This window comes from Streptomyces sp. ISL-43 (genome assembly GCF_018614195.1).
Classification (GTDB): Bacteria; Actinomycetota; Actinomycetes; order Streptomycetales; family Streptomycetaceae; genus Streptomyces.
The window spans coordinates 1-19,895 of record NZ_JAGGOT010000073.1 but is presented as its reverse complement, the minus strand read 5'-3'; the positions used below and the strand labels follow the sequence as shown (position 1 = coordinate 19,895).

General features: G+C 71.7%; 15 protein-coding genes and 1 tRNA gene. 7 read left to right on the top strand and 9 right to left on the bottom strand.

Going from position 1 to position 19,895, the window contains the following annotated elements; genetic code table 11:
* The first annotated feature begins 7 nt into the window (after window positions 1–7).
* Entirely contained in the window at window positions 8–505 is a 498-nt protein-coding gene (locus tag J7F03_RS34885; RefSeq protein ID WP_214956691.1) for a GNAT family N-acetyltransferase, read from the top strand.
* A gap of 103 nt (window positions 506–608) precedes the next feature.
* On the opposite strand, the gene J7F03_RS41590 is transcribed toward J7F03_RS34885, so the two are convergent.
* The 8 genes from J7F03_RS41590 to galU all read right to left on the bottom strand — a co-directional run bounded on the left by J7F03_RS41590 (window position 609) and on the right by galU (window position 10,554).
* Complete coding sequence (locus tag J7F03_RS41590) at window positions 609–4,640, bottom strand: hypothetical protein (RefSeq protein ID WP_251072955.1); 4,032 nt, start codon at window positions 4,638–4,640, stop codon at window positions 609–611.
* Window positions 4,641–5,187: 547 nt separating this feature from the next.
* Window positions 5,188–5,261 (bottom strand) — tRNA-Ala (locus J7F03_RS34875).
* A gap of 78 nt (window positions 5,262–5,339) precedes the next feature.
* Window positions 5,340–6,344, bottom strand: a complete 1,005-nt coding sequence (locus J7F03_RS34870) for a hypothetical protein (protein ID WP_214956689.1) — start codon at window positions 6,342–6,344, stop codon at window positions 5,340–5,342.
* Between the two features lie 157 nt (window positions 6,345–6,501).
* On the bottom strand, window positions 6,502–7,119 hold the full coding sequence (locus J7F03_RS34865) for a GNAT family N-acetyltransferase (protein ID WP_214956687.1): 618 nt from the start codon (window positions 7,117–7,119) through the stop codon (window positions 6,502–6,504).
* Window positions 7,120–7,136: 17 nt separating this feature from the next.
* Window positions 7,137–7,673: a MogA/MoaB family molybdenum cofactor biosynthesis protein gene (locus J7F03_RS34860; RefSeq protein ID WP_308380089.1), complete on the bottom strand. Its 537-nt coding sequence runs from the start codon at window positions 7,671–7,673 to the stop codon at window positions 7,137–7,139.
* 56 nt (window positions 7,674–7,729) lie between these two features.
* Window positions 7,730–8,233: a cyclic pyranopterin monophosphate synthase MoaC gene (moaC, locus tag J7F03_RS34855; protein ID WP_214956683.1), complete on the bottom strand. Its 504-nt coding sequence runs from the start codon at window positions 8,231–8,233 to the stop codon at window positions 7,730–7,732.
* 73 nt (window positions 8,234–8,306) lie between these two features.
* Window positions 8,307–9,647, bottom strand: a complete 1,341-nt coding sequence (glp, locus tag J7F03_RS34850) for a gephyrin-like molybdotransferase Glp (protein ID WP_214956681.1) — start codon at window positions 9,645–9,647, stop codon at window positions 8,307–8,309.
* Between the two features lie 4 nt (window positions 9,648–9,651).
* Window positions 9,652–10,554: a UTP--glucose-1-phosphate uridylyltransferase GalU gene (galU, locus tag J7F03_RS34845; protein ID WP_214956678.1), complete on the bottom strand. Its 903-nt coding sequence runs from the start codon at window positions 10,552–10,554 to the stop codon at window positions 9,652–9,654.
* Between the two features lie 91 nt (window positions 10,555–10,645).
* Here galU and J7F03_RS34840 point away from each other — a divergent pair, with 91 nt between their 5' ends.
* A complete protein-coding gene (locus J7F03_RS34840) occupies window positions 10,646–11,251 on the top strand; it encodes a 5-formyltetrahydrofolate cyclo-ligase (RefSeq protein ID WP_214956676.1) in 606 nt (201 codons plus the stop codon).
* A 16-nt stretch (window positions 11,252–11,267) separates the two neighbouring features.
* Here J7F03_RS34840 and J7F03_RS34835 read toward each other — a convergent pair whose 3' ends face one another.
* Window positions 11,268–14,108 (bottom strand): penicillin acylase family protein, encoded by a 2,841-nt coding sequence (locus J7F03_RS34835; protein WP_214956675.1) that lies wholly within the window; start codon window positions 14,106–14,108, stop codon window positions 11,268–11,270.
* A 214-nt stretch (window positions 14,109–14,322) separates the two neighbouring features.
* Here J7F03_RS34835 and J7F03_RS34830 point away from each other — a divergent pair, with 214 nt between their 5' ends.
* The 5 genes from J7F03_RS34830 to pyrF all read left to right on the top strand — a co-directional run bounded on the left by J7F03_RS34830 (window position 14,323) and on the right by pyrF (window position 19,669).
* A complete protein-coding gene (locus J7F03_RS34830; RefSeq protein WP_214956771.1) occupies window positions 14,323–15,891 on the top strand; it encodes a potassium/proton antiporter in 1,569 nt (522 codons plus the stop codon).
* Window positions 15,892–16,318: 427 nt separating this feature from the next.
* Window positions 16,319–17,641: an MFS transporter gene (locus J7F03_RS34825; protein ID WP_214956673.1), complete on the top strand. Its 1,323-nt coding sequence runs from the start codon at window positions 16,319–16,321 to the stop codon at window positions 17,639–17,641.
* Window positions 17,642–17,708: 67 nt separating this feature from the next.
* A complete protein-coding gene (locus tag J7F03_RS34820) occupies window positions 17,709–18,020 on the top strand; it encodes an FmdB family zinc ribbon protein (protein ID WP_214956671.1) in 312 nt (103 codons plus the stop codon).
* 80 nt (window positions 18,021–18,100) lie between these two features.
* Complete coding sequence (locus J7F03_RS34815) at window positions 18,101–18,934, top strand: S-methyl-5'-thioadenosine phosphorylase (RefSeq protein ID WP_214956669.1); 834 nt, start codon at window positions 18,101–18,103, stop codon at window positions 18,932–18,934.
* Entirely contained in the window at window positions 18,935–19,669 is a 735-nt protein-coding gene (gene pyrF, locus J7F03_RS34810; protein ID WP_214956667.1) for an orotidine-5'-phosphate decarboxylase, read from the top strand.
* The last annotated feature ends 226 nt before the right edge of the window (window positions 19,670–19,895 follow it).

Genomic DNA, 19,895 nt, shown 5'->3' with positions numbered 1-19,895 from the left:
TGTTCGGATGTCTCAGGAGATCCAGCTCCGCGCCGTGTCGTACGACCACCCGGACGCGGTCAAGCTCAACGACCAAGTGCAGATCGAGTACCAGGAGCGCTACGACGGCGAGGGCGATGTCACATTCCTCGACCCGGCGATGTTCGCCCCGCCGAGGGGCCTCTACCTCCTCGCCTACGACGCTTCGGGCGTGCCGATAGCCAGCGGCGGCTGGCGCGCGCAGGAGGCGAACGGCGAGGGCTATTCGGACGGCGACGCCGAGCTCAAGCGGATGTACGTCACCCCCGAAGCCCGCGGCCTCGGCCTGGCGCGCCGCATCCTCGCCGAGCTCGAGGCGGACGCCCGCGCGGCCGGCCGGCTGCGCATGGCCCTGGAAACGGGCGACCAGCAGCCGGAGGCCATCGCCCTCTACCTCTCCTCGGGCTACTCCCTGTCGGAGAAGTTCGGCCACTACCGCTTCCACGACTCCAGCCGCTGCATGACGAAGCCGCTGGACCCCGCCTAGGGACGGCCCGGCCCGGGGCCCGGAAACGGCGCTGCCGCGCCGCCCGGGGTTCCGGGACGGCGCGGCAGCCTGTGCCGGTCGGACCACGTCCGACCCCGCGGTGTCAGGACGTGAAGTACCCGGCCAGATCCGCGATCACCTGGGAGCTGCCCCCGTGGTTGTAGAGGGTGACGCGGCCGTCGATAACCGGGACCACCACCAGGTTGGGCACCGTCTGCCCGGCCGTGAAGTTGAGGTTCGACACGTCGGGACGCGCGACCCCGTGCGGGTAGACCACCAGGTGGCTGTCGGCGGTGGGCGCGGTGACCGTGACGTTCAGCACGACCGCGGTGACCCCGGTCGAGGGCACGCCCTCGACGCCGGCCACCTGCACGCTGACCAGGTCGTCCTGGCCCACGGCTCCGGCGCGGCCGCCGATGCCGGCGCGGGTGTCCAGCAGCCTGACCGGCGCCCCCGAGGAGAACGTCGATCCGGTGGCGGAGTAGTAGCCGGTGACGTCGGCGATCAGGTCGACGGAGCCCGCGGAGTTGCGCAGGTCCACCTTCCCGTTGACGACCGGGACGACCACCAGGTTCGGGACGATCTGCCCGGGCGAGTAGTTCAGGTTCGACACGTTCGGCACCGGCTGCCCGTTCGGGTAGACCGTCACGTGGCCGAAGTCCGTCGGGTACACGGCCGTCACGTTCATCACGACCGCCGTCACACCCGTGGCCGGGATGCCCTTCACACCCGCCACCTGCAGCGTCACCACACCGCCCGCACCGACCTTCGCCTGCTTGGCACCGACCCCGGAACGCGTGTCCATGAAGCGCGAGGGGGTGATCGCCGTCAGCGCGGAGCCGGCGCCGGCCTTGTCGGTGTAGTAGCCGGTGACGTCGGCGATCAGGTCGACGGAGCCCGCGGAGTTGCGCAGGTCCACCTTCCCGTTGACGACCGGAACGGTCACCAGGTTCGGGACGATCTGTCCGGGCGAGTAGTTCAGGTTCGACACGTTCGGCACCGGCTGCCCGTTCGGGTAGACCGTCACGTGGCCGAAGTCCGTCGGGTACACGGCCGTCACGTTCATCACGACCGCCGTCACACCCGTGGCCGGGATGCCCTTCACACCCGCCACCTGCAGCGTCACCACACCGCCCGCACCGACCTTCGCCTGCTTGGCACCGACCCCGGAACGCGTGTCGAGGAAACGCGAGGGGGTGACCGGGACGAAGCGGCTCTTCGCGGAGACGGGCGGCGCCGTGACCGTGTACGCCTTGGGGAGGTAGCCCGGGGAGGGCGTTCCGCTGGAGTACCCGATGCCGTCGAGTACGACGTCGTACGCGCCCGGCTCCAGCCCGTTGGTGTCGACCAGGACGTTGAGTTCGGTGCCGGCGGGGTTCACGGAGAGCACGGTCATGACCGGCCGCGTGTCGCTGCCCCCGCCGCTGCGGACCAGCTTCACCTTGGTGCCCAGGGTGAGTCCGGTGCCGCGGACGACGGCCTGGGTCCGCGTCCCGGCGGCGCCGGTCGCGGGGCTGATCGAGGTCGGGTCCTGGTTCGGCGGGCGCGTGCACCCGCTGTCGCAGACACCCTGCAGGCTGAACTCGACCGGCGTGACCGTCTTGTTGGGGCTGACCATCAGCACGGCCTGTCCCACGTCGGAGCTGTCGTAGGTCGCGCACCGGGCGCCGAAGGTGCCGTAGTTGTTCATGCACTGGTAGCCGAGGTACGAGTTGTCCCAGTGCGCGGCGCTCAGGAGCCCGACATTGGGCTTCTCCACGTCGGTGGCGCTGGTGGTGCCGAAGACGTTGAAGGCCTGCGAGGTCTTCACGTCGACCACGGCGCAGTAGGCCGTCGAGGACTCGGTGAGCGTGCCGCTGCGCACCGGGAAGCCGTCGACCGAGATCCGGTTGGCGGCGCACTCCGGCGCCCAGCCGGCCTCCGTGCCGACCTTCCAGGCGTCGACGTTGGTGTGGATGGGCTTGTCCTTGTACCCGGAGGCGATCACGATCGCCACGTAGGACGTCGAACCGGTGACCCGGCAGGCGACCCCCCACTGCCTGCAGACGGTCTTGCCGCCCGCGTCGACGACGGTCATCACCGTGGAGGGGTCGTAGCGCGAGCCCAGGGTCCGCGCGCTCAGCCAGTACTTGTCCGCGGCGGCGGCGGCGACGCGGATGCAGCGGGCGTCCAGGGCCGAGGTCAGGTCGAGCGGGGTGGACGGGCCGCCGACCTTCGTCGAGGCCGTGGCGGTGCAGTTCGCGGTCGGCGAGATGTCCCGCCGGACCAGCTTGTACGTGTCCACCCAGCCGGTGCCGACCAGCATCGCGGTGTACGGGACACCCGCGGCCAGCACGCAGTTGGTGGTGGAGCTTCCCGAGGTGGAGCACGCGGTGTTGCCGGCGGGGTCGACCACCTGGACCGAGGCGTTGACCCGGTTCGCGATGTTGGCGTAGTCGAGCATCTCGGTGGTGGAGTGCTGGTTCGCGGGCAGGCTCAGGCAGACCTGCTGCACGGCCTCGGTCAGCGAGACCTCGGCGCCCCAGGAGCCGCCGAAGCCGGACTGCGGCCACGCGGCGCAGCCCGCGGGTTCGCCGGTCTTGTGGACCAGCAGCTGGTAGGACCCGGCCGGTTCGCCGCTCAGCGCCGCGCGGAACGGAGCGGTGCCGGTCAGTTTGCAGACGGCGTACGAGGAGCCGCGGCTGTCGCACTGCTCGGCGCCGGTGGCGTCGTAGACCTGGACGGCGACGCTGGTGCCCTCGGCGGGCGGCCGGTTGAGCAGGTAGAGGCCCTTCCCGGTGGCGGTCGGCAGGGTCAGGCAGAACTGCTGCCCGGGCCCGTCGAACTTGCCCTGGACCGGACCGGCCACGAGGCCGTTGTCGTGGGTGGCGGTGCAGCCCCGGGTCTCCTTGGCGGAGTGGAGGGCCATGCCGAAGGGGGCGGCGGCCTGGCCCGCGTCGGTGCGGCTGGGATCGACCACCCAGGTGTGGTCGCCGACGGCCAGATCACAGACGCCGGTAGCGGTGCAGGCGCTGGTGGACGGCGTGCCGTCGGCGGCGAACAGCCCGCCGTACGGGGCTGCGACGGCCGAGACCGGGCCGAAGGTGTGCCGGGCCGCGGCCGCGACCCGCAGGGTCCGGCAGCGTGCCGTGGAGCTCAGGTCCGGGGAGGCGCCGTACGCCTGCGGCGTCACCACCGCGCAGCCCTCCGGGCGGGAGAGCCGGGCCAGGGTGAAGTCGTAGGCCTCCGCGGCCCCCGAGATCTGCTGCACCGTCACGCGGAACGGCGCGGTGCCGGCGAGCTTGCAGTCGAGTGCGTCGCTCTCGCGGTTCTCCGAGGAGCAGACCTGCTTGCCGGTGGCGTCGTAGACGGTCTGCAGGACCCGGTACGAGGAGCTGTGGGTGCGCAGTACGTCGTTCGCGGCGAGGTCGGTCGTGTAGCAGTCGCCCGGCGAGCCGGCCGGCAGTGAACCGTGGAACACGGTCGGGGCGCCGAGCGTGCGGTCGGCGGCGCCGACCGCCTTGCACGCGGTGGTGGAGAGCAGCGGGAGGTACGCCACCGAGAGGGCGTTCTCCATGCCGCTGTCGTTGCGGACCTCGACCGTGTACGTGCCCGCCTGGCCGGTCGCGCAGCGGATCTCGCCGCTGGAGTATTGGCGGACGCTCTCACAGGTGACCGCGCTGCCGTCGGGTGCGATCAGCCTGGGGTAGACCGTCTGCGCCGAGACGGCCTGGAGGAACACCAGGTCCTTCTGCTGCGGCAGCGTGAGCGAGAAGGAGACGGTCTTGTACGGCTCGACCACGCAGTCCACGGGCGTGTGCGCCACCAGGGCCGTGGGACAGGTGGCCGCCGGGTCGCCCTCCTGGAGCGAGCGCACGGCGGCGGCCCGGTCGGCCTTCGGGTCCTGCTCGGGCGTGGCCTTCGGACCGGGCACGGCCTTCGCCCCGGGCTGCGGGGCCGGCGCGGACTTGCCCGCGTCGGCGTCCGGCTGCGGGGCGGCGGCGGCCACGGGCCGGGCCGGCGCCGCGAAGGCGGGCCCGCTCTGGCCCACCAGAGAGGTCAGGACGGCTGCGAGCAGGGCCGCCGAAGCGACCGCCGCGCGGCCGCTCCTCCCCCTCCCGCGCCACCGTCTTGTGCCGTTCGGCAGCAGATTCATGTGTTCCCCCCACGCGATCCGACCCGCCCGGCCACCACGGGCCAAGGGGCTACTTCCCTGCGGGAGGGTGGCACGGCGCCTGACCGGGGTGCGACGGGTTTTCGTAGGGAGCTGTCTATCAGCAGGCCTACGAGCCGGTAACCCCGGGGTGCGGGCCGGCCGGAGCTCAGATCCAGCTCTGAACTGCGCACCGGCACGAGCCGCTTGCCCGGCGCCCGCCCCCACTGGAGCCAGGACGTCGGCGCGACCCAACGGGGGGGCCCATGCACATCGACCTGAACGTCTACGAACTCGCCCATCTCGCCGGTGGCCCGCAGCGCGTCTCCGAGAGCGCCCTGGTCGCCCTGCGCGACCTCGGGGCGATCGTCGTCACCGGCCCCCGCGTCCGCGCGACCGCGCCCTCGGCCGGATCCGCCGCCGGCCTTGGACCGCGACCTCAACGGCAACTTCACCACGGGCTGCTCCTCCGGCGGCGACTTCTAGTGCAGTGCCGGGAAAGCAGAAGATCCCGCCCGGTCTTTCGACCGGGCGGGATCTTCTTTGTCTGTGGACCTGTGGGGATTTGAACCCCAGACCCCCTCGATGCGAACGAGGTGCGCTACCAGACTGCGCCACAGGCCCTTGCGACGTGTGAAACATTAGCATCCCCTCGCGGGTGCTCCAAAACCGGTTTCGGGGAGCGTCCGCGCAGGTCATCGATCATTCGTTCGCGGCGCGCGGGCGCTCGTCACCCTCGTACTGGTCGAACAGCGGCGTGCGGGCCGCGTCGCGGGCGCGGGGCGTGCGGGGGGCGGGCTGGGCGCGCAGGCGCGGCTCCGTGGGCTCTGCCGTGCTGGAGCGGGACGCGCTCCAGGGGTCCGGGGTGGCCGGGCCGGTGGCGCGCGGGGCGACCGGGGCCGTCACGTACGTCGGCAGCGGGACCGGGACGGGCTCCCAGCTGTCACCTCGGGCGGGGCCGCGCTCGCGCTCGCGCTGCTGGTCCACCCATTCCGCGTGGTCGGTCTGCTCGACCAGGGCGCGCCGGCCGGCCTCCTGCGGGGAGACGGGTGGCGCGGGGTCCGGTTCGGAGCCGGCCGCCGCCTCGGACTCCCGGCGGCGGGGGCGGTTCTCGCGGAGCCGGCGGGCGGCCGCTTCGGCGCGCCGCCGGTCCATGGTGAACTCGTAGCGCCGCCGCTCCTGGACCCGCAGGTGCACGATGTACGTGCTCAGCAGCAGGGCGGGTACGGCCGGGGCCCACAGGTACTGCAGTCCGCCGACGGCGGCGACGACCGCGCCGAGGGTGAAGATCAGGAAGAGCAGTGCGATCGTGCGCCGGCGGCGGGCCAGGACGACCAGGCGCTGCTCGCGGCGGGCGCGCTCCGCGCGGTCGGCCCGCTCGGAGGCGGCCGATCTCGGCTCCGACCGGGTGGGCGGGGGCACGACGACTGCCCGGGCGTCGGCGGCGTCCACGGAGTTCACCGTTTCCGTCGCGGCGTCCGGGTCCGCGGGGGGCTGGGGCTGCGCCTCTTCGTCACCGCGCTCACGCAGCCCCTTGGCGTAACGGCGCTCCATTCCCGCCCGGCCGGAAAGCAGCCGGATGGCGGTGGAGAAGCGTTCCGTCGGACGGGCTTCGTTCAGCTCGTCCTGCCTCCGGAGCCACATGGGCACCAAGTAGGCGGCCCAGGCCCCGACGATGACTGCGTAGATGAGGCCGCTGCTGCTCACACCCCACACCGTAGAGGGGCGCGGGCGGGCGGATCCGCCAATTGGGACGGCGTGTCGCGCGATCTCGCTGATATCACGGACTTTTTTTGTGATTCTTCGGATCAGGTTATGGGCGAATCGGTCATTGCGCGAAAGAATTCGAACAGATATCGGATTCCTATTGTTCGGGCGACGCGGGACCGTGCGGGTGGCGCTCCCGCTGCCAGCGACGCAGCAGCCCGTCCCGCACCTCCTCCACCGTCAGCGCGTACACGAGGTGATCGCGCCACGCGCCGTCGATGTGCAGATACCGCGGGCGCAGCCCCTCCTCGCGGAAACCGAGCTTCTCCACGACCCGGCGGCTCGGGCCGTTCTCCGGGCGGATGCACACCTCGATCCGGTGCAGGCCGACCTTCGTGAAGCAGTGGTCCACCGCCAGCGCGACCGCCGTCGGCATCACCCCGCGGCCCGCCACCTCGCGGTCCACCCAGTAGCCGACGTGGCCCGCGCACATCGAGCCCCAGGTGATCCCGGCGACCGTCAGCTGGCCCACCAGGCGCCCCTGGTACTCGATGACGAACGGCAGCATGCGCCCCGCGTTCGCCTCCGCCCGCAGATGGCGGACCATCTGGCGGTACGTCGGCCGCTGGATCACCGGCCCCCAGGGCGCGGCCGGCGGAATCGTCGCCTCCCACGGCCGGAGCCAGTCGCGGTTGCGCCGGTTGACCTCGCGCCAGGCGGTCTGGTCCCGCAGCTTTATCGGCCGGAGCGTGACCTCACCGTCCGACAGCACCACCGGCCAGGAGGGGCCGTTCAGCTCGCGCTCCCTGTGCTTCTGCCGGGGGGCGCGGGGTGGTCGCCGCCCCGGATCTGGTCGACGGCGTGGAGCAGTACGCGGGACAGGACGGCGATCCCGTCGCGCACCCCGCCCGTCGAACCCGGCAGGTTCACGATCAGGGTGTGGCCGGCCACGCCCGCCAGACCCCGCGACAGGGCCGCGGTCGGCACCTTCGCCAGGGACTCGGCGCGGATGGCCTGCGGGATGCCCGGGATCTCGTAGTCCAGCACCCGGGCGGTGGCGTCCGGGGTCCGGTCGGTCGGCGAGATGCCGGTGCCGCCGGTGGTGAGGATGACGTCGTACCCGGCGGCCACGCCCTCGCGCAGGGCCGCCTCGACGGGGTCCCCGTCGGGGACGACGCGCGGGCCGTCCACGGAGAAGCCGAGGGCGCGCAGCCCGTCGGCGAGCACCGGGCCGCCCTTGTCGGCGTAGACGCCCTTCGAGGCCCGGTTGGAGGCGGTGACGACCAGCGCGCGCGGCGACGGCGCCGCGGACGTGGCCTGTGGCGTCACGGACCGCGGCTCCTGGCCGTGGCTGTGGCTGTGGACCTCGCCGCCGCGCGGGGCGTTCACGAACGCGCCCAGTCGCCGGACTTGCCGCCCGTCTTCTCCTCGACCCGCACGTCCGTGATGACCGCGCCCTTGTCGACCGCCTTGACCATGTCGATGACGGTGAGCCCGGCGACCGCGACGGCGGTCAGCGCCTCCATCTCGACGCCCGTGCGGTCGGTGGTCTTGACGGTGGCGAGGATCTCGACGGCGTCGTCGGCGACCGACAGGTCGACCTTCACGCCGGAGACGGCCAGCGGGTGGCACAGCGGAATCAGGTCGGGGGTCTTCTTCGCGCCCATGATCCCGGCGATCCGCGCGGTGGCCAGCGCGTCCCCCTTGGGGACGCCCTCGCCGCGCAGCAGCTCGATCACCCGGGGGGAGACCAGCACGCGCCCGCTGGCCCGCGCCGTCCGGGTGGTGACGTCCTTCTCCGAGACGTCGACCATCCGGGCCGCGCCGGCCTCGTCGATGTGCGTCAGCTTGGTGCCGCCGGCGCCACCGGCGCTGCTTTGCGTACTCATATGTGCGTGCCGCTCCCGTCCGGGCCCCGCAAGGGCCTGTGTGGTGCAACACGCTACCCGCATCCGCCCGGCCTCAGCCGAGCAGGACCACTTCCAGCTCGGCCCCGGGCTCCACCGAGGTGACGTCCTCCGGTACGACCATCAGGGAGTCGGCGTGCGCCAGCGCGGCGATCAGGTGCGAGCCCGATCCGCCGACCGGGCTGACCGTGCCGCTCACGGCGTCGTACTTGCCGCGCAGGAACTGGCGGCGGCCCGCCGGGGAGCCGATCGCCTTGTCCGCCTCGAGCACCGCGCGCACGCTCGGCCGGCTGACCTCGGAGGCGGGCAGGCCCATCAGGGCGCGGATCGCGGGGCGCACGAACAGCTCGAAGGAGACGTAGGAGGACACCGGGTTGCCCGGCAGGGCGAGCAGCGGGGTGTGGTCGGGGCCGATGGTGCCGAAGCCCTGGGGCTTGCCGGGCTGCATGGCGAGCTTGCGGAAGTCGATGCCCGCGCCGTCCACGTCCTCGTCCCCGGTGGAGACGGCCGTGAGGGCTTCCTTGACCACGTCGTACGCGCCGACGCTGACCCCGCCCGTGGTGACCAGCAGGTCGGCCCGGATGAGCTGGTCCTCGATGGTGGAGCGCAGGGTGTCGGCGTCGTCCGCGACGGCGCCGACCCGGTAGGCGATGGCTCCGGCGTCCCGCGCGGCGGCGGCCAGGGCGAAGCTGTTGGAGTCGTAGATCGTGCCCGCCGTCAGCGCCTCGCCGGGCTGGACCAATTCGCTGCCGGTGGACATGACGACGACGCGCGGGCGCGGCCGCACCCGCACGGTGCCCCGCCCGATGGCCGCCAGCAGGGCGATCTGCGGCGGGCCCAGGACCGTGCCCGCGGCGAGCGCGAGGTCCCCGGCCTGTACGTCGCTCCCTCGCGAGCGGACGTGCGCCCGCGCCTCGGCGGCGCGGTGGACCCGCACCTCGCCGACGGCGCCCTCGGGTGACTCGCTGGCCGGGGTCATCCCGGAGGCCGCGCCGCCGCCCGTACCGCCGTCGGTCCACTCGACCGGTACGACGGCTTCCGCCCCGGGGGGCAGCGGGGCGCCGGTCATGATGCGGGCGGCCTGGCCGGGGCCGACGGTCGGCAGCTCACCGCTGCCGGCCGCCACGTCCCCGATGACCGTCAGCACCGCGGGGAACTCCTCGCTCGCGCCCTGGACGTCGGCGGTCCGGACGGCGTAGCCGTCCATCGAGCTGTTGTCGAAGGGCGGGAGGGCGACGGGCACGGTGACGTCCTCGACCAGGACGCAGCCCTGTGCGTCGAGCAGCTGGAGCTCGATGGGCTCGAGCGGCCGGACGGTGGCGAGGACGTCGGCGAGGTGCTCGTCCACGGACCACAGACGTTGGTGGCCGGTGTCCTGCGGTGCGTGGCTGCTCAAGGTGCTACATCTCCTCCGTGACGTAACGGTGAAGCCAGGTGCGGAACTCCGGGCCCAGGTCCTCACGCTCGCACGCGAGCCGGACGATGGCCCGCAGGTAGTCCCCGCGGTCCCCGGTGTCGTAGCGGCGGCCCCGGAAGACCACGCCGTGCACCGGGCCGCCGAGGGTCTCGTCGGCGGCCAGCTTCTGCAGGGCGTCGGTCAGCTGGATCTCTCCGCCGCGGCCCGGCTCGGTCTCACGCAGTATGTCGAAGACGGCGGGGTTGAGGACATAGCGGCCGATCACCGCGAAATTGCTGGGCGCGTCCACCGCGTCCGGCTTCTCGACGAGACCGGTGATGCGGACCACGTCCGACTCGTCGGTGGCCTCGATGGCGGCGCAGCCGTACAGGTGCACCTGGGACGGGTCCACCTCCATCAACGCGACGACGCTGCCGCCGGTGCGCTGCTGGATCTCGCACATCAGACGCAGCAGCGGGTCGCGCGGGTCGATGAGGTCGTCGCCGAGGAGGACGGCGAAGGGCTCGTCGCCGACGTGCGGCTCGGCGCACAGCACGGCGTGGCCGAGGCCGCGCGGGTCGCCCTGGCGGACGTAGTGCATGGTGGCCAGGTCGCTCGATTCCTGGACCTTCTTCAGCCGGTCGTCATCGCCCTTGGCGATGAGCGCGGACTCCAGCTCGTAGTTGCGGTCGAAGTGGTCTTCGAGAGCACGCTTGTTACGACCCGTGACCATGAGAATGTCGTCGAGGCCGGCCGAGACTGCCTCTTCGACCACGTATTGAATGGCCGGCTTGTCCACAACCGGGAGCATTTCCTTGGGTGTCGCCTTGGTCGCGGGAAGGAAGCGAGTACCAAGGCCCGCGGCCGGGATGACGGCCTTCTTGATCACGGGTTGCGACTGAGTCATGCGCCGAACAATAGTCGCTCGCGGATGGCGCCAGATGAGCTCCAGGTGAATATGTCGAGTTTGCACTACCAGTGAAGGAGACCAGCCACCCGTGGTCGCGAACCAGCCTCCGCAGGGCAAGACGGACCTGCGCCGCGAACTCCTCGCCGCCCGCCGCGCCTTGTCCCCCGACGCCCTGCGTACGGCGGCCCGCGCCCTCTCCCGCTCCGCTCTCGAACTGCCCGAACTCACCGGCGCCCGGACCGTGGCGGCCTACGTCTCCGTCGGCGCCGAGCCCGGCACCCGCGAACTGCTCGACGCGCTGCGGGCTTCCGGGAAGCGGGTGCTGCTGCCCGTCCTGCTGCCGGACAACGACCTCGACTGGGCGGCGTACGAGGGCCCGGGGAGCCTGGCCGAGGCCGCGCACCCCGGGAAGATGAGGCTCCTGGAGCCCGCCGGACCACGCCTCGGCCCGGACGCGGTGGCCGGCGCCGACGCCGTGCTGCTGCCCGGGCTCGCCGTGGACCGGCGCGGGATGCGGCTGGGGCGGGGCGGAGGCTCGTACGACCGGGTGCTGGAGCGGCTGGAACGCGCCGGGGCCCATCCCGCGCTCGTCGTGCTCCTCTACGACCACGAGGTGGTCGCGCGGGTCCCGGAGGAGCCGCACGACCACCCCGTGCGGGCGGTGGCCACCCCGTCGGGGGTGGTGCGCTTCTGAGGCTTCGGACCGCCCGCTAGGGCGTCAGCTTCAGGGTGTCGACGGTGGCCTTGTCCACGGCCTCCTTGCCGAAGGGCCAGTCCAGTAGCTCGCCCTTGGCCCACATGGTCGTCTGATCCGTGTAGTTGTCGTGGTACGCGTGACCCGAGGCGCCCGTCAGGTTGATCCAGCGGGACTTGTCGAGGTCGTTGAGGTTCACGACCATCCGCATCGACGGCACCCAGGAGACCCCGTACCCGCTGGAGGCGTTCCAGCCCGTCGCGTTGACGGTGGCCTCGCCGCCGCCCAGGTTCCACGGGCCGCGGTTGAGGAGCCACTGCAGGTAGCCCGGGCCCTCGGTGCCGATCGTCTGGTTCTTCAGCATCAGCTGGTGCAGCCGGCCCCAGCTCCAGGTCGACTGGTCCTTGCCGAGCTTCGCGGTCATCTCCCAGCGGGCGTCCTTCATGGCCCGCGCGAAGAGCTGGTCGCGGGTGGTGGTGGCCGGCACGGTGCGGCCGACGGCCGGCGCCTGCCACCACGTGGACTTGTCGTCCTTGATCAGGCGGCGGACCACCTCGAACCAGCGGTCGCCGCCGTCCGGCTGCGCCGAGTCGGAGTCGCGCATACCGCACTCGCGGACCATCTTGGCGAGGTCGTCGGCCGGCCCGGTCGTCTGCTCGGGGACGTTCATGCAGCTACCCTCGACGCGCAGCTCCTTGGGCATCTTGTCGCCGAAGGCCAGCTTGAGGATGTTGCGCCAGACCGCGTTGAAGTACGCGGCCGCCGCCGAGTCGGGCTCCTGGGTGTAGTTCCAGCCCTCCAGCAGCTTCTGCGCGGCGCGGACGTCCGGGTCCGAGACGTCGATCTTGGCCAGCAGCGGGGTCAGCAGCGCGGCGATCTCGCTGCTGTTGTCCATCTGCATGGTGCGCATGTCGTCGGTGGAGATCTTGCCGTTGTCCTTGATCTTCGCCTCGATGAGGTCGTTGATCCGCTGGCTGCGGGCGCCGTAGCCCCAGTCCGTGGTCAGCAGGTACGGGTACTTGCCGGCGCCGGTGCCGCTTTCGACGACCGCCTGGTTCGCGGTGACGATGTAGCCGCGGGACGGGTTGAGGTCGTACGGCATCTCGTCCTGCGGGATCCAGCCCGCGGCGGAGTCCTTGGTGCCCTTCCAGGCGTACTTCGAGTCCCAGCCGGGGGCCGGCATGGAGCCGTCCGCGCCGCCGCCCCGGATCGGGATGCGCCCCGGGGCCTGGTAGCCGATGCTGCCGTTGGCGCCCTTGCCGTCGGCGTAGATCAGGTTCTGGGAGGGGACCTCGAAGTCACGGGCCGCGGCACGGAACTCGGTGAAGTTCTTGGCCCGGTCGATCCTGAAGATGGCGTCCATCGACTTGCCGGGGTCCAGGGCGGTCCAGCGCAGGGCGACGCCGTAGCCGTTGCCACGGTCGGGCGCGGAGCTGGCGACGGGGGCGCGGGCGCCGACCGAGGTGATCTCGTCGCTGCGGTCGGAGATCAGCGGCCCGTTGTTGGTACTCCGGACCGTGATCTTCTTCTCACCGCCGCCGGCGATCTTGATGACCTCTTCGCGGGTGGCGAAGGGGAGCACCTTGTTGTCGTAGACGTAGCCCTCGGGCTTGATCTGCTCCAGGTAGAGGTCGGTGACGTCGGCGCCGAGGTTGGTCATGCCCCAGGCGATGTCGGTGTTGTGGCCGATGACCACGCCGGGCATGCCCGAGAAGGTGTAGCCGGCCACGTCGTACTGGCACGCGGCCGAGACCGCCCGGCAGTGCAGGCCCATCTGGTACCAGACCGAGGGCAGCTGCGGGGCGAGGTGCGGGTCGTTCGCGAGCAGCGGCTTGCCGGTGGTCGTGTACTTGCCCGAGACGACCCAGGAGTTCGAGCCGATGCCGCTGCCCGCCGGGCCGAGGATCGCGGGGATCTCGTCGAGGGTGTCGGCCAGCGCGCTCAGCTGGGTGCGCAGTCCCACGGTCGCGCCCTGGGCGGTGGCGTTGCCCGCCAGGCCGGTCTGGCCCGTCCCGCCGGAGGCCGACGGGGAAGAGGAGGCGGAGGACGCCTGGGAGCCGATGGCGCTGCCCTGACCGCCGGAGGCCGAGGGGCTCTGCGGGGTGTACTTGCCGCCCGCGACCGAGCCGCCCTCGACGATCGTCTTGTTCCGTTCGAAGGGGTACTGCGGGTAGAGGTCGGCGATCTCCCGCTGCGAGAGCCTGTCCGTCATCAGCGCGCGGTCTATCTCGTCCTGCATGTTGCCGCGCAGGTCCCACGCCATCGCCTTGAGCCAGGCCACCGAGTCGACCGGGGTCCACTGCTCGGGCTGGTAGTCGTCGCTGAGCTTGAGGGCGGCGTGCTCGACGGAGAGGTCCTTGCCGGACTTCCCCTTCAGGTACGCGTTGACCCCGTCGGCGTAGGCCTGCAGGTACTTCTTCGTCTCCGGCGAGAGCTTGTCCTTGTACTCCTGCTCCGCGACCTGGCGCCAGCCCAGGGTGCGCAGGAACGCGTCGGTCTCGACCTGGCCGGCACCGAACATCTCCGAGAGCCGCCCGGAGGTCATGTGGCGGCGGACGTCCATCTCCCAGAACCTGTCCTGCGCGTGCACGAAGCCCTGCGCGCGGAAGAGGTCGTCGTCGGTGTCGGCGTACAGCTGGGGGATTCCGTTGGCATCGCGCTTGACGTCCACGGTCCCGGCCAGGCCGGGCACCTGGAGGGAGCCGGTGGTCTGCGGGAACGAGGCGCGCACGCTGTCCACGGTCCAGTACGCCCCGTACCCGAGGCCCGCGACGAGCGCCAGGACCAGGACGAGCACGATCAGACGGGCGCGTCGTCCCTTCTTCTTGACGGAAGGGGCGGTTTCGTTGGCGGGCATCGCTGTCCTTAGAGGGGCAGGGTGGTCCTGGGAGTACTGGGAGCAACCATAGGCGCAGGACCCGGTCCGTTGATCCGCCAGGGGTCGAGGTCATTGCGAGAGGTCATGAGGACAGAGCCCCGCGGGCGTTTCACAATGTGGCTATCGAGTAAAGGGCGCGTCAAAGATTAGGTAAGGTAACGAAGTACTTGCCGTCCGTGCCCGTGCCGGAACGATCCGTCAGCCCGACGTCCCCTCGTTCCGTCATCGCCAGGCACGTCGAGGAAAGGGCCGCCCGCTGACTGTCCACACGCTCAATGAGCTTCTGCTGGTCTGCTCGCTCGTGCTGCTCGTCGCCGTTGCGGCGGTACGCGTCTCTTCGCGCAGCGGACTCCCCAGCCTGCTCATTTACCTCGGCATAGGCATCGCGATAGGCCAGGACGGCATCGGCAACGTCGTATTCGACAACGCCGAGCTGACCCAGGTCATCGGCTACGCCGCGCTCGTCGTGATCCTCGCCGAGGGTGGTCTGGGCACCAAGTGGAAAGAGATCAAGCCGGCCCTGCCGGCCGCGATCGTGCTGTCGCTGGTCGGCGTCGCCGTCAGCGTGAGCGTGACCGCGGCGTGCGCGCACTACCTGGTCGGACTCGAATGGCGCCAGGCCCTGCTGATCGGCGCGGTCGTCTCCTCGACCGACGCGGCTGCGGTCTTCTCCGTCCTGCGCAAGGTCCCGCTCCCCTCCCGGGTGACGGGCGTGCTGGAGGCCGAGTCCGGCTTCAACGACGCCCCCGTCGTCATCCTGGTCGTGGCCTTCGCGACCGTCGGACCGGTCGACGAGTGGTACGTCCTCATAGGCAAGATCGCCCTGGAGCTGACGATCGGCGCCGCGATCGGCCTGACCGTGGGCTTCCTGGGCTCGTACGGGCTGCGGCACGTGGCCCTGCCCGCCTCCGGCCTCTACCCGATCGCCGTCATGGCCATCGCCATCACGGCGTACGCGGCCGGCGCGATGGCGCACGGCTCCGGCTTCCTCGCGGTGTACCTGGCGGCGATGGTCCTCGGCAACGCGAAGCTGCCGCACTGGCCGGCCACCCGCGGGTTCGCGGACGGGCTCGGCTGGATCGCCCAGATCGGCATGTTCGTGCTGCTGGGCCTGCTGGTCACCCCGCACGAGCTGGCGCAGGACTTCTGGCCGGCCGTCGTCATCGGGCTGGTGCTGACGATGGTGGCGCGGCCGCTGGAGGTCTTCGTCTCGCTGCTGCCGTTCCGGCTGCCCTGGCAGGAGCAGGCCCTGATGTCGTGGGCGGGCCTGCGCGGCGCCGTGCCCATCATCCTGGCCACCATCCCGATGGTGACCGGGATCGAGGGCAGTGAGCGCGTCTTCAACATCGTCTTCGTCCTGGTCGTCGTCTACACCTTGATCCAGGGCCCGACCCTGCCGTGGCTGGCGCGCAAGCTGAAGCTCGGCGACACCGACGAGGCCGCCTCCGACCTGGGGATCGAGTCGGCCCCGCTGGAGAAGCTGCGCGGGCACCTGCTGTCCTTCGCGATCCCGCCGGCATCCCGGATGCACGGCGTCGAGGTGAGCGAGCTGCGACTGCCGCCGGGGGCCTCCGTCACGCTGGTCGTCCGGGACGCGAAGAGCTTCGTACCGGCGCCGTCGACCGTGCTGCGGCGCGGGGACGAGCTGCTGGTGGTGGCCACGGATCCGGTGCGGGACGCGGCAGAGGCGCGGCTGCGGGCGGTGGCCCGGGGCGGCAAGCTGGCGGGGTGGCTGGGGACGGGCGAGCCTCCGGCCCGGTAGGCCATGTCGGGGGTGGTTACCCGGGGTGATTCCCCGGGGTGGTTTCGCGGTCCCGCGAGTTAGAGCACCGCTCTAATTCGGCCATTTTCGATGGCGTGTGTCCGCATTCATCCCGCTATAGACGGGACCTGAATGCAAAGTTCCAGTTAATCGCAGGTGAAGACATGCCCTGTAGCCCTAATCACAGGGCGTGAAAGCCGATCCACCTGTACGATAAAGGCACAACATCGAACCAACTCTGCCTGACGCAGAGCTGGCGCGACCGCAAAGCGGCCGTGGCACCCTCCCGCAGTGGGCGCCCAGGTATCACTCGGTTCTGCGCAAGAGGACAGCTCTCGGGGCTCCCACATGTACGGGTGCGACCGCCCACAAAGCGGTGCATCGTCCGCAGACGGGGAGTTCTACCAGGCAGCGGAAAGGCCAGGCCGTGACATCCGCGGTCACGACCGACAAGTCCGCCCGCCCCGGCTACGGGCAGCTCCTGCGCACGCCCGGCGCCCTCGGCTTCGTTCTCCCGGGATTCGCCGCACGGCTCCCCTTCGGCATGCTGACGATCAGCATCCTGCTCCTCGTGCAGCACACCACCGGCTCCTACGGCAGCGCCGGCATCGTCGCCGCCGTCACCGGTATCTCCATGGCGCTGTTCGCCCCCGTCATGGGCAAGCTCATCGACCGCCGCGGCCAGAGCGCCGTGCTGGTCCCGGCGGCCCTCACGCACGCCGCCGCCGTCAGCTCCCTGGTGGCGTTCGCGCTGCTGGGCGCGCCCGTCTGGGCGCTCGCACTGGCGGCCGTCCCCGCCGGTGCGTCCGTCCCGCAGGTCGGGCCCATGGTCCGGTCCCGCTGGGCGGCCAGGCTCGAAGGCTCCCCGCTGCTGCCGACGGCCGCCGCGTTCGAGTCCGTCACCGACGAGTTCACCTTCGTCGTCGGCCCCGTGCTGGCCACCGCGCTGTGCACCGGCGTCCACCCGGCGGCCGGCCTGGCCACCGAGGCCGCGCTGACGCTGATCGGCGGCCTGCTCTTCGCCGCCCAGCGCGCCACGCAGCCCAAGCCCGTGGCCCGTCCGGCGCACGGCGAGAAGCACGCCTCGGCCCTGTCGTTCCACGGCCTGCGCGTCCTGATCGTCGCCTTCATCGGCATCGGCGCCGTCTTCGGCGGCATGCAGGTCTCGCTCGCCGCCTTCTCCGAGGAGATCGGCAACCCCGGCGCCAACGGCCTGCTCTACGGGGTCTTCGCCGCGGGCAACATGATCGCCGGCATCGCCTGCGGCGCCGTCGCCTGGAAGATCGGCCCCCGCCGCCGCCTGATCCTCGGCTACATCGGACTCACCGCGGCCGCCTCGGTCCTGTGGGCCGCCGACTCGATGATCCTGCTCGGCGCCCTCGGCCTGGTCGTCGGCCTGTGCATCGCCCCCGCGCTGATCACCGGCTACACCATGGTCGAGCAGCTGATCCCGGCCACCTCGCGGACCGAGGCCTTCACCTGGCTCACCGGAGCGGTCGCCTTCGGGCAGGCCGGCGCCGTGACCCTGGCCGGCCGCCTGACGGACGCGCACGGGTCTTCGTACGGCTTCCTCGTGCCGCTCGTGGCCACCGTGCTCGCACTGGCCATCCTGCTGGCACTGCGTGCGAAGCTGGCCCCGAAGGCCCCGAGCCGGATCGTCAGCTCGTCCAAGCCGGCCGCCTCGAAGGCACCCTCCACGGGTGTGAACGAGCGTGGCCTGGGTCACCGCGTGCCGGTGACGGTGGACTGATCCGCCGGAATACGTCACCATGGAGCGTCGTTAGCACTCATTGAGTGAGAGTGCCAGGAGGAAATTCGTGCCGACCTACCAGTACCAGTGCACCGAGTGCGGTGAGGGCCTTGAGGCCGTGCAGAAGTTCACCGATGACGCGCTGACCGTGTGCCCGAGCTGTGACGGACGCCTGAAGAAGGTGTTCTCCGCGGTCGGCATCGTCTTCAAGGGATCCGGTTTCTACCGGAACGACAGCCGCGGCGCTTCGTCGAGCAGCACCCCTGCCTCGAAGCCCGTGTCGACGCCGGCCGCCACCCCGGCCGCGTCGTCCTCGTCGACGGCGTCGTCGACCTCGACCTCGACTTCTTCGTCGTCGTCGAGCACCTCGGCTGCCTGACCCGCCCGACAGCTTCACCGAAGGCCCTGCCGTCCTTGCCGACGCCGGGGCCTTCGGCATGCCCCGTTAGGGTGGGCCGCATGGCGAATGCAGAGATCGGTGTCATCGGCGGATCGGGTTTCTACTCCTTCCTGGAGGACGTGTCCGAGATCCAGGTGGAGACGCCCTACGGGCCCCCCAGCGACTCCCTTCACCTGGGCGAGCTCGCGGGCCGGACCGTGGCGTTCCTGCCGAGGCACGGCCGGAGCCACACCGTGCCCCCGCACAAGATCAACTACCGGGCCAACCTGTGGGCGCTGCGCTCGGTCGGCGTCCGCCAGGTGCTGGGTCCGTGCGCGGTCGGCGGCCTGCGCCCCGAATACGGCCCGGGCACCCTGCTCGTCCCCGACCAGCTGGTCGACCGTACGAAGTCCCGCGCGCAGACCTTCTTCGACGGCGAGACCCTGCCCGACGGCTCCGTCCCGAACGTCGTGCACACCACCTTCGCCGACCCGTACTGCCCGGTGGGCCGGTCGGCGGCGCTGGCGGCGGCGCGCGGGCGGGAGTGGGAGCCGGTGGACGGCGGCACCATGGTCGTCATCGAGGGGCCGCGCTTCTCGACGCGCGCCGAGTCGCGGTGGCACGCGGCGGCCGGCTGGTCCGTCGTCGGCATGACCGGCCACCCGGAGGCGGTCCTCGCGCGCGAGCTGGGCCTCTGCTACACCTCGATGGCACTGGTCACGGACCTGGACGCGGGCGCCGAGGCGGGCGAGGGGGTCTCCCACACGGAGGTCCTGAAGGTCTTCGGCGAGAACGTCGGCCGGCTCCGCGAGGTCCTCTTCGACGCGGTGGCGGCCCTGCCCGCGACCGCGTCGCGCTCCTGCCTGTGCACCCACGCGCACGACGGCTGGGACCTGGGCATCGAGCTGCCGTAGATGGACACCACCACAGCCGATCGCCGGATCATCGTCGCCCTCGACTTCGCCGACCGCCCCGACGCCGAGGCCCTGGTGGCACGCCTCGGGGACGCCTGCGGCTCCTACAAGGTCGGCCTTGAGCTCCTGACCGCCGCCGGGCCGGACCTCGTGCGTGAGCTCGTCGGGCGGGGTCACGAGGTCTTCCTCGACCTGAAGCTCTTCGAGATCCCGAATTCCGTGGCGGGCGCCGTCCGCGCCGCCGGCGCGCTGGGCGCCTCCATGGTGACCGTGCACTCCATGGGCGGTACGGGGATCATGACGGCCGCGGTGGAGGCGGCTCGGGAGTTCCCGGGGCTACGGGTGCTCGCGCTGACCGTGGTCACGAGCATGACCGGGAGCGACCTCGCCGACATCGGCATCGGCGCGGACCCCGACGAGCAGGTGCTGCGGCTGGCCCGGCTGGCGGCGGAGGCCGGATGCGACGGGGTGATCGCGTCGCCCCGGGAAGCGGGGCCGCTGCGGGCCCTGTTGGGTCGGGACCCGCTGATCGTCACGCCGGGCGTGACGCTGGCGGGCGTGACGCCGGCGGGCGGGGACTCGGACGGGGATACGGGCGGGCACGCCCGCGCCGGGAGCCCCTGGGCGGCGTTCGGGGCCGGGGCCTCGCACATCGTGGTGGGCCGGTCGGTGACGCGGGCCCCGGATCCGGTGGCCGCGCTGCGGCGGATCGCCTCGGATCGCGGCGGGCGGTAACTCCTCGGGGTGACGGCGATATCCACAGGCTGGGGATTGTCCACAGGCCCGAGCGGGAGTCGGCGGGACGGCGGATCGTGAGGGGTGTCCGGGCGCTGGGTCCGGGCATCGGATCCCTCTCCGTCAGGTGGTGGCCGTCATGACCGCGAAGTCCCGCGTCCCTTCCGTCCCTTCGTCCCGCACGCACACGCACACCCCTGCCCACACCCGCCCCTCCCCCGTCCCC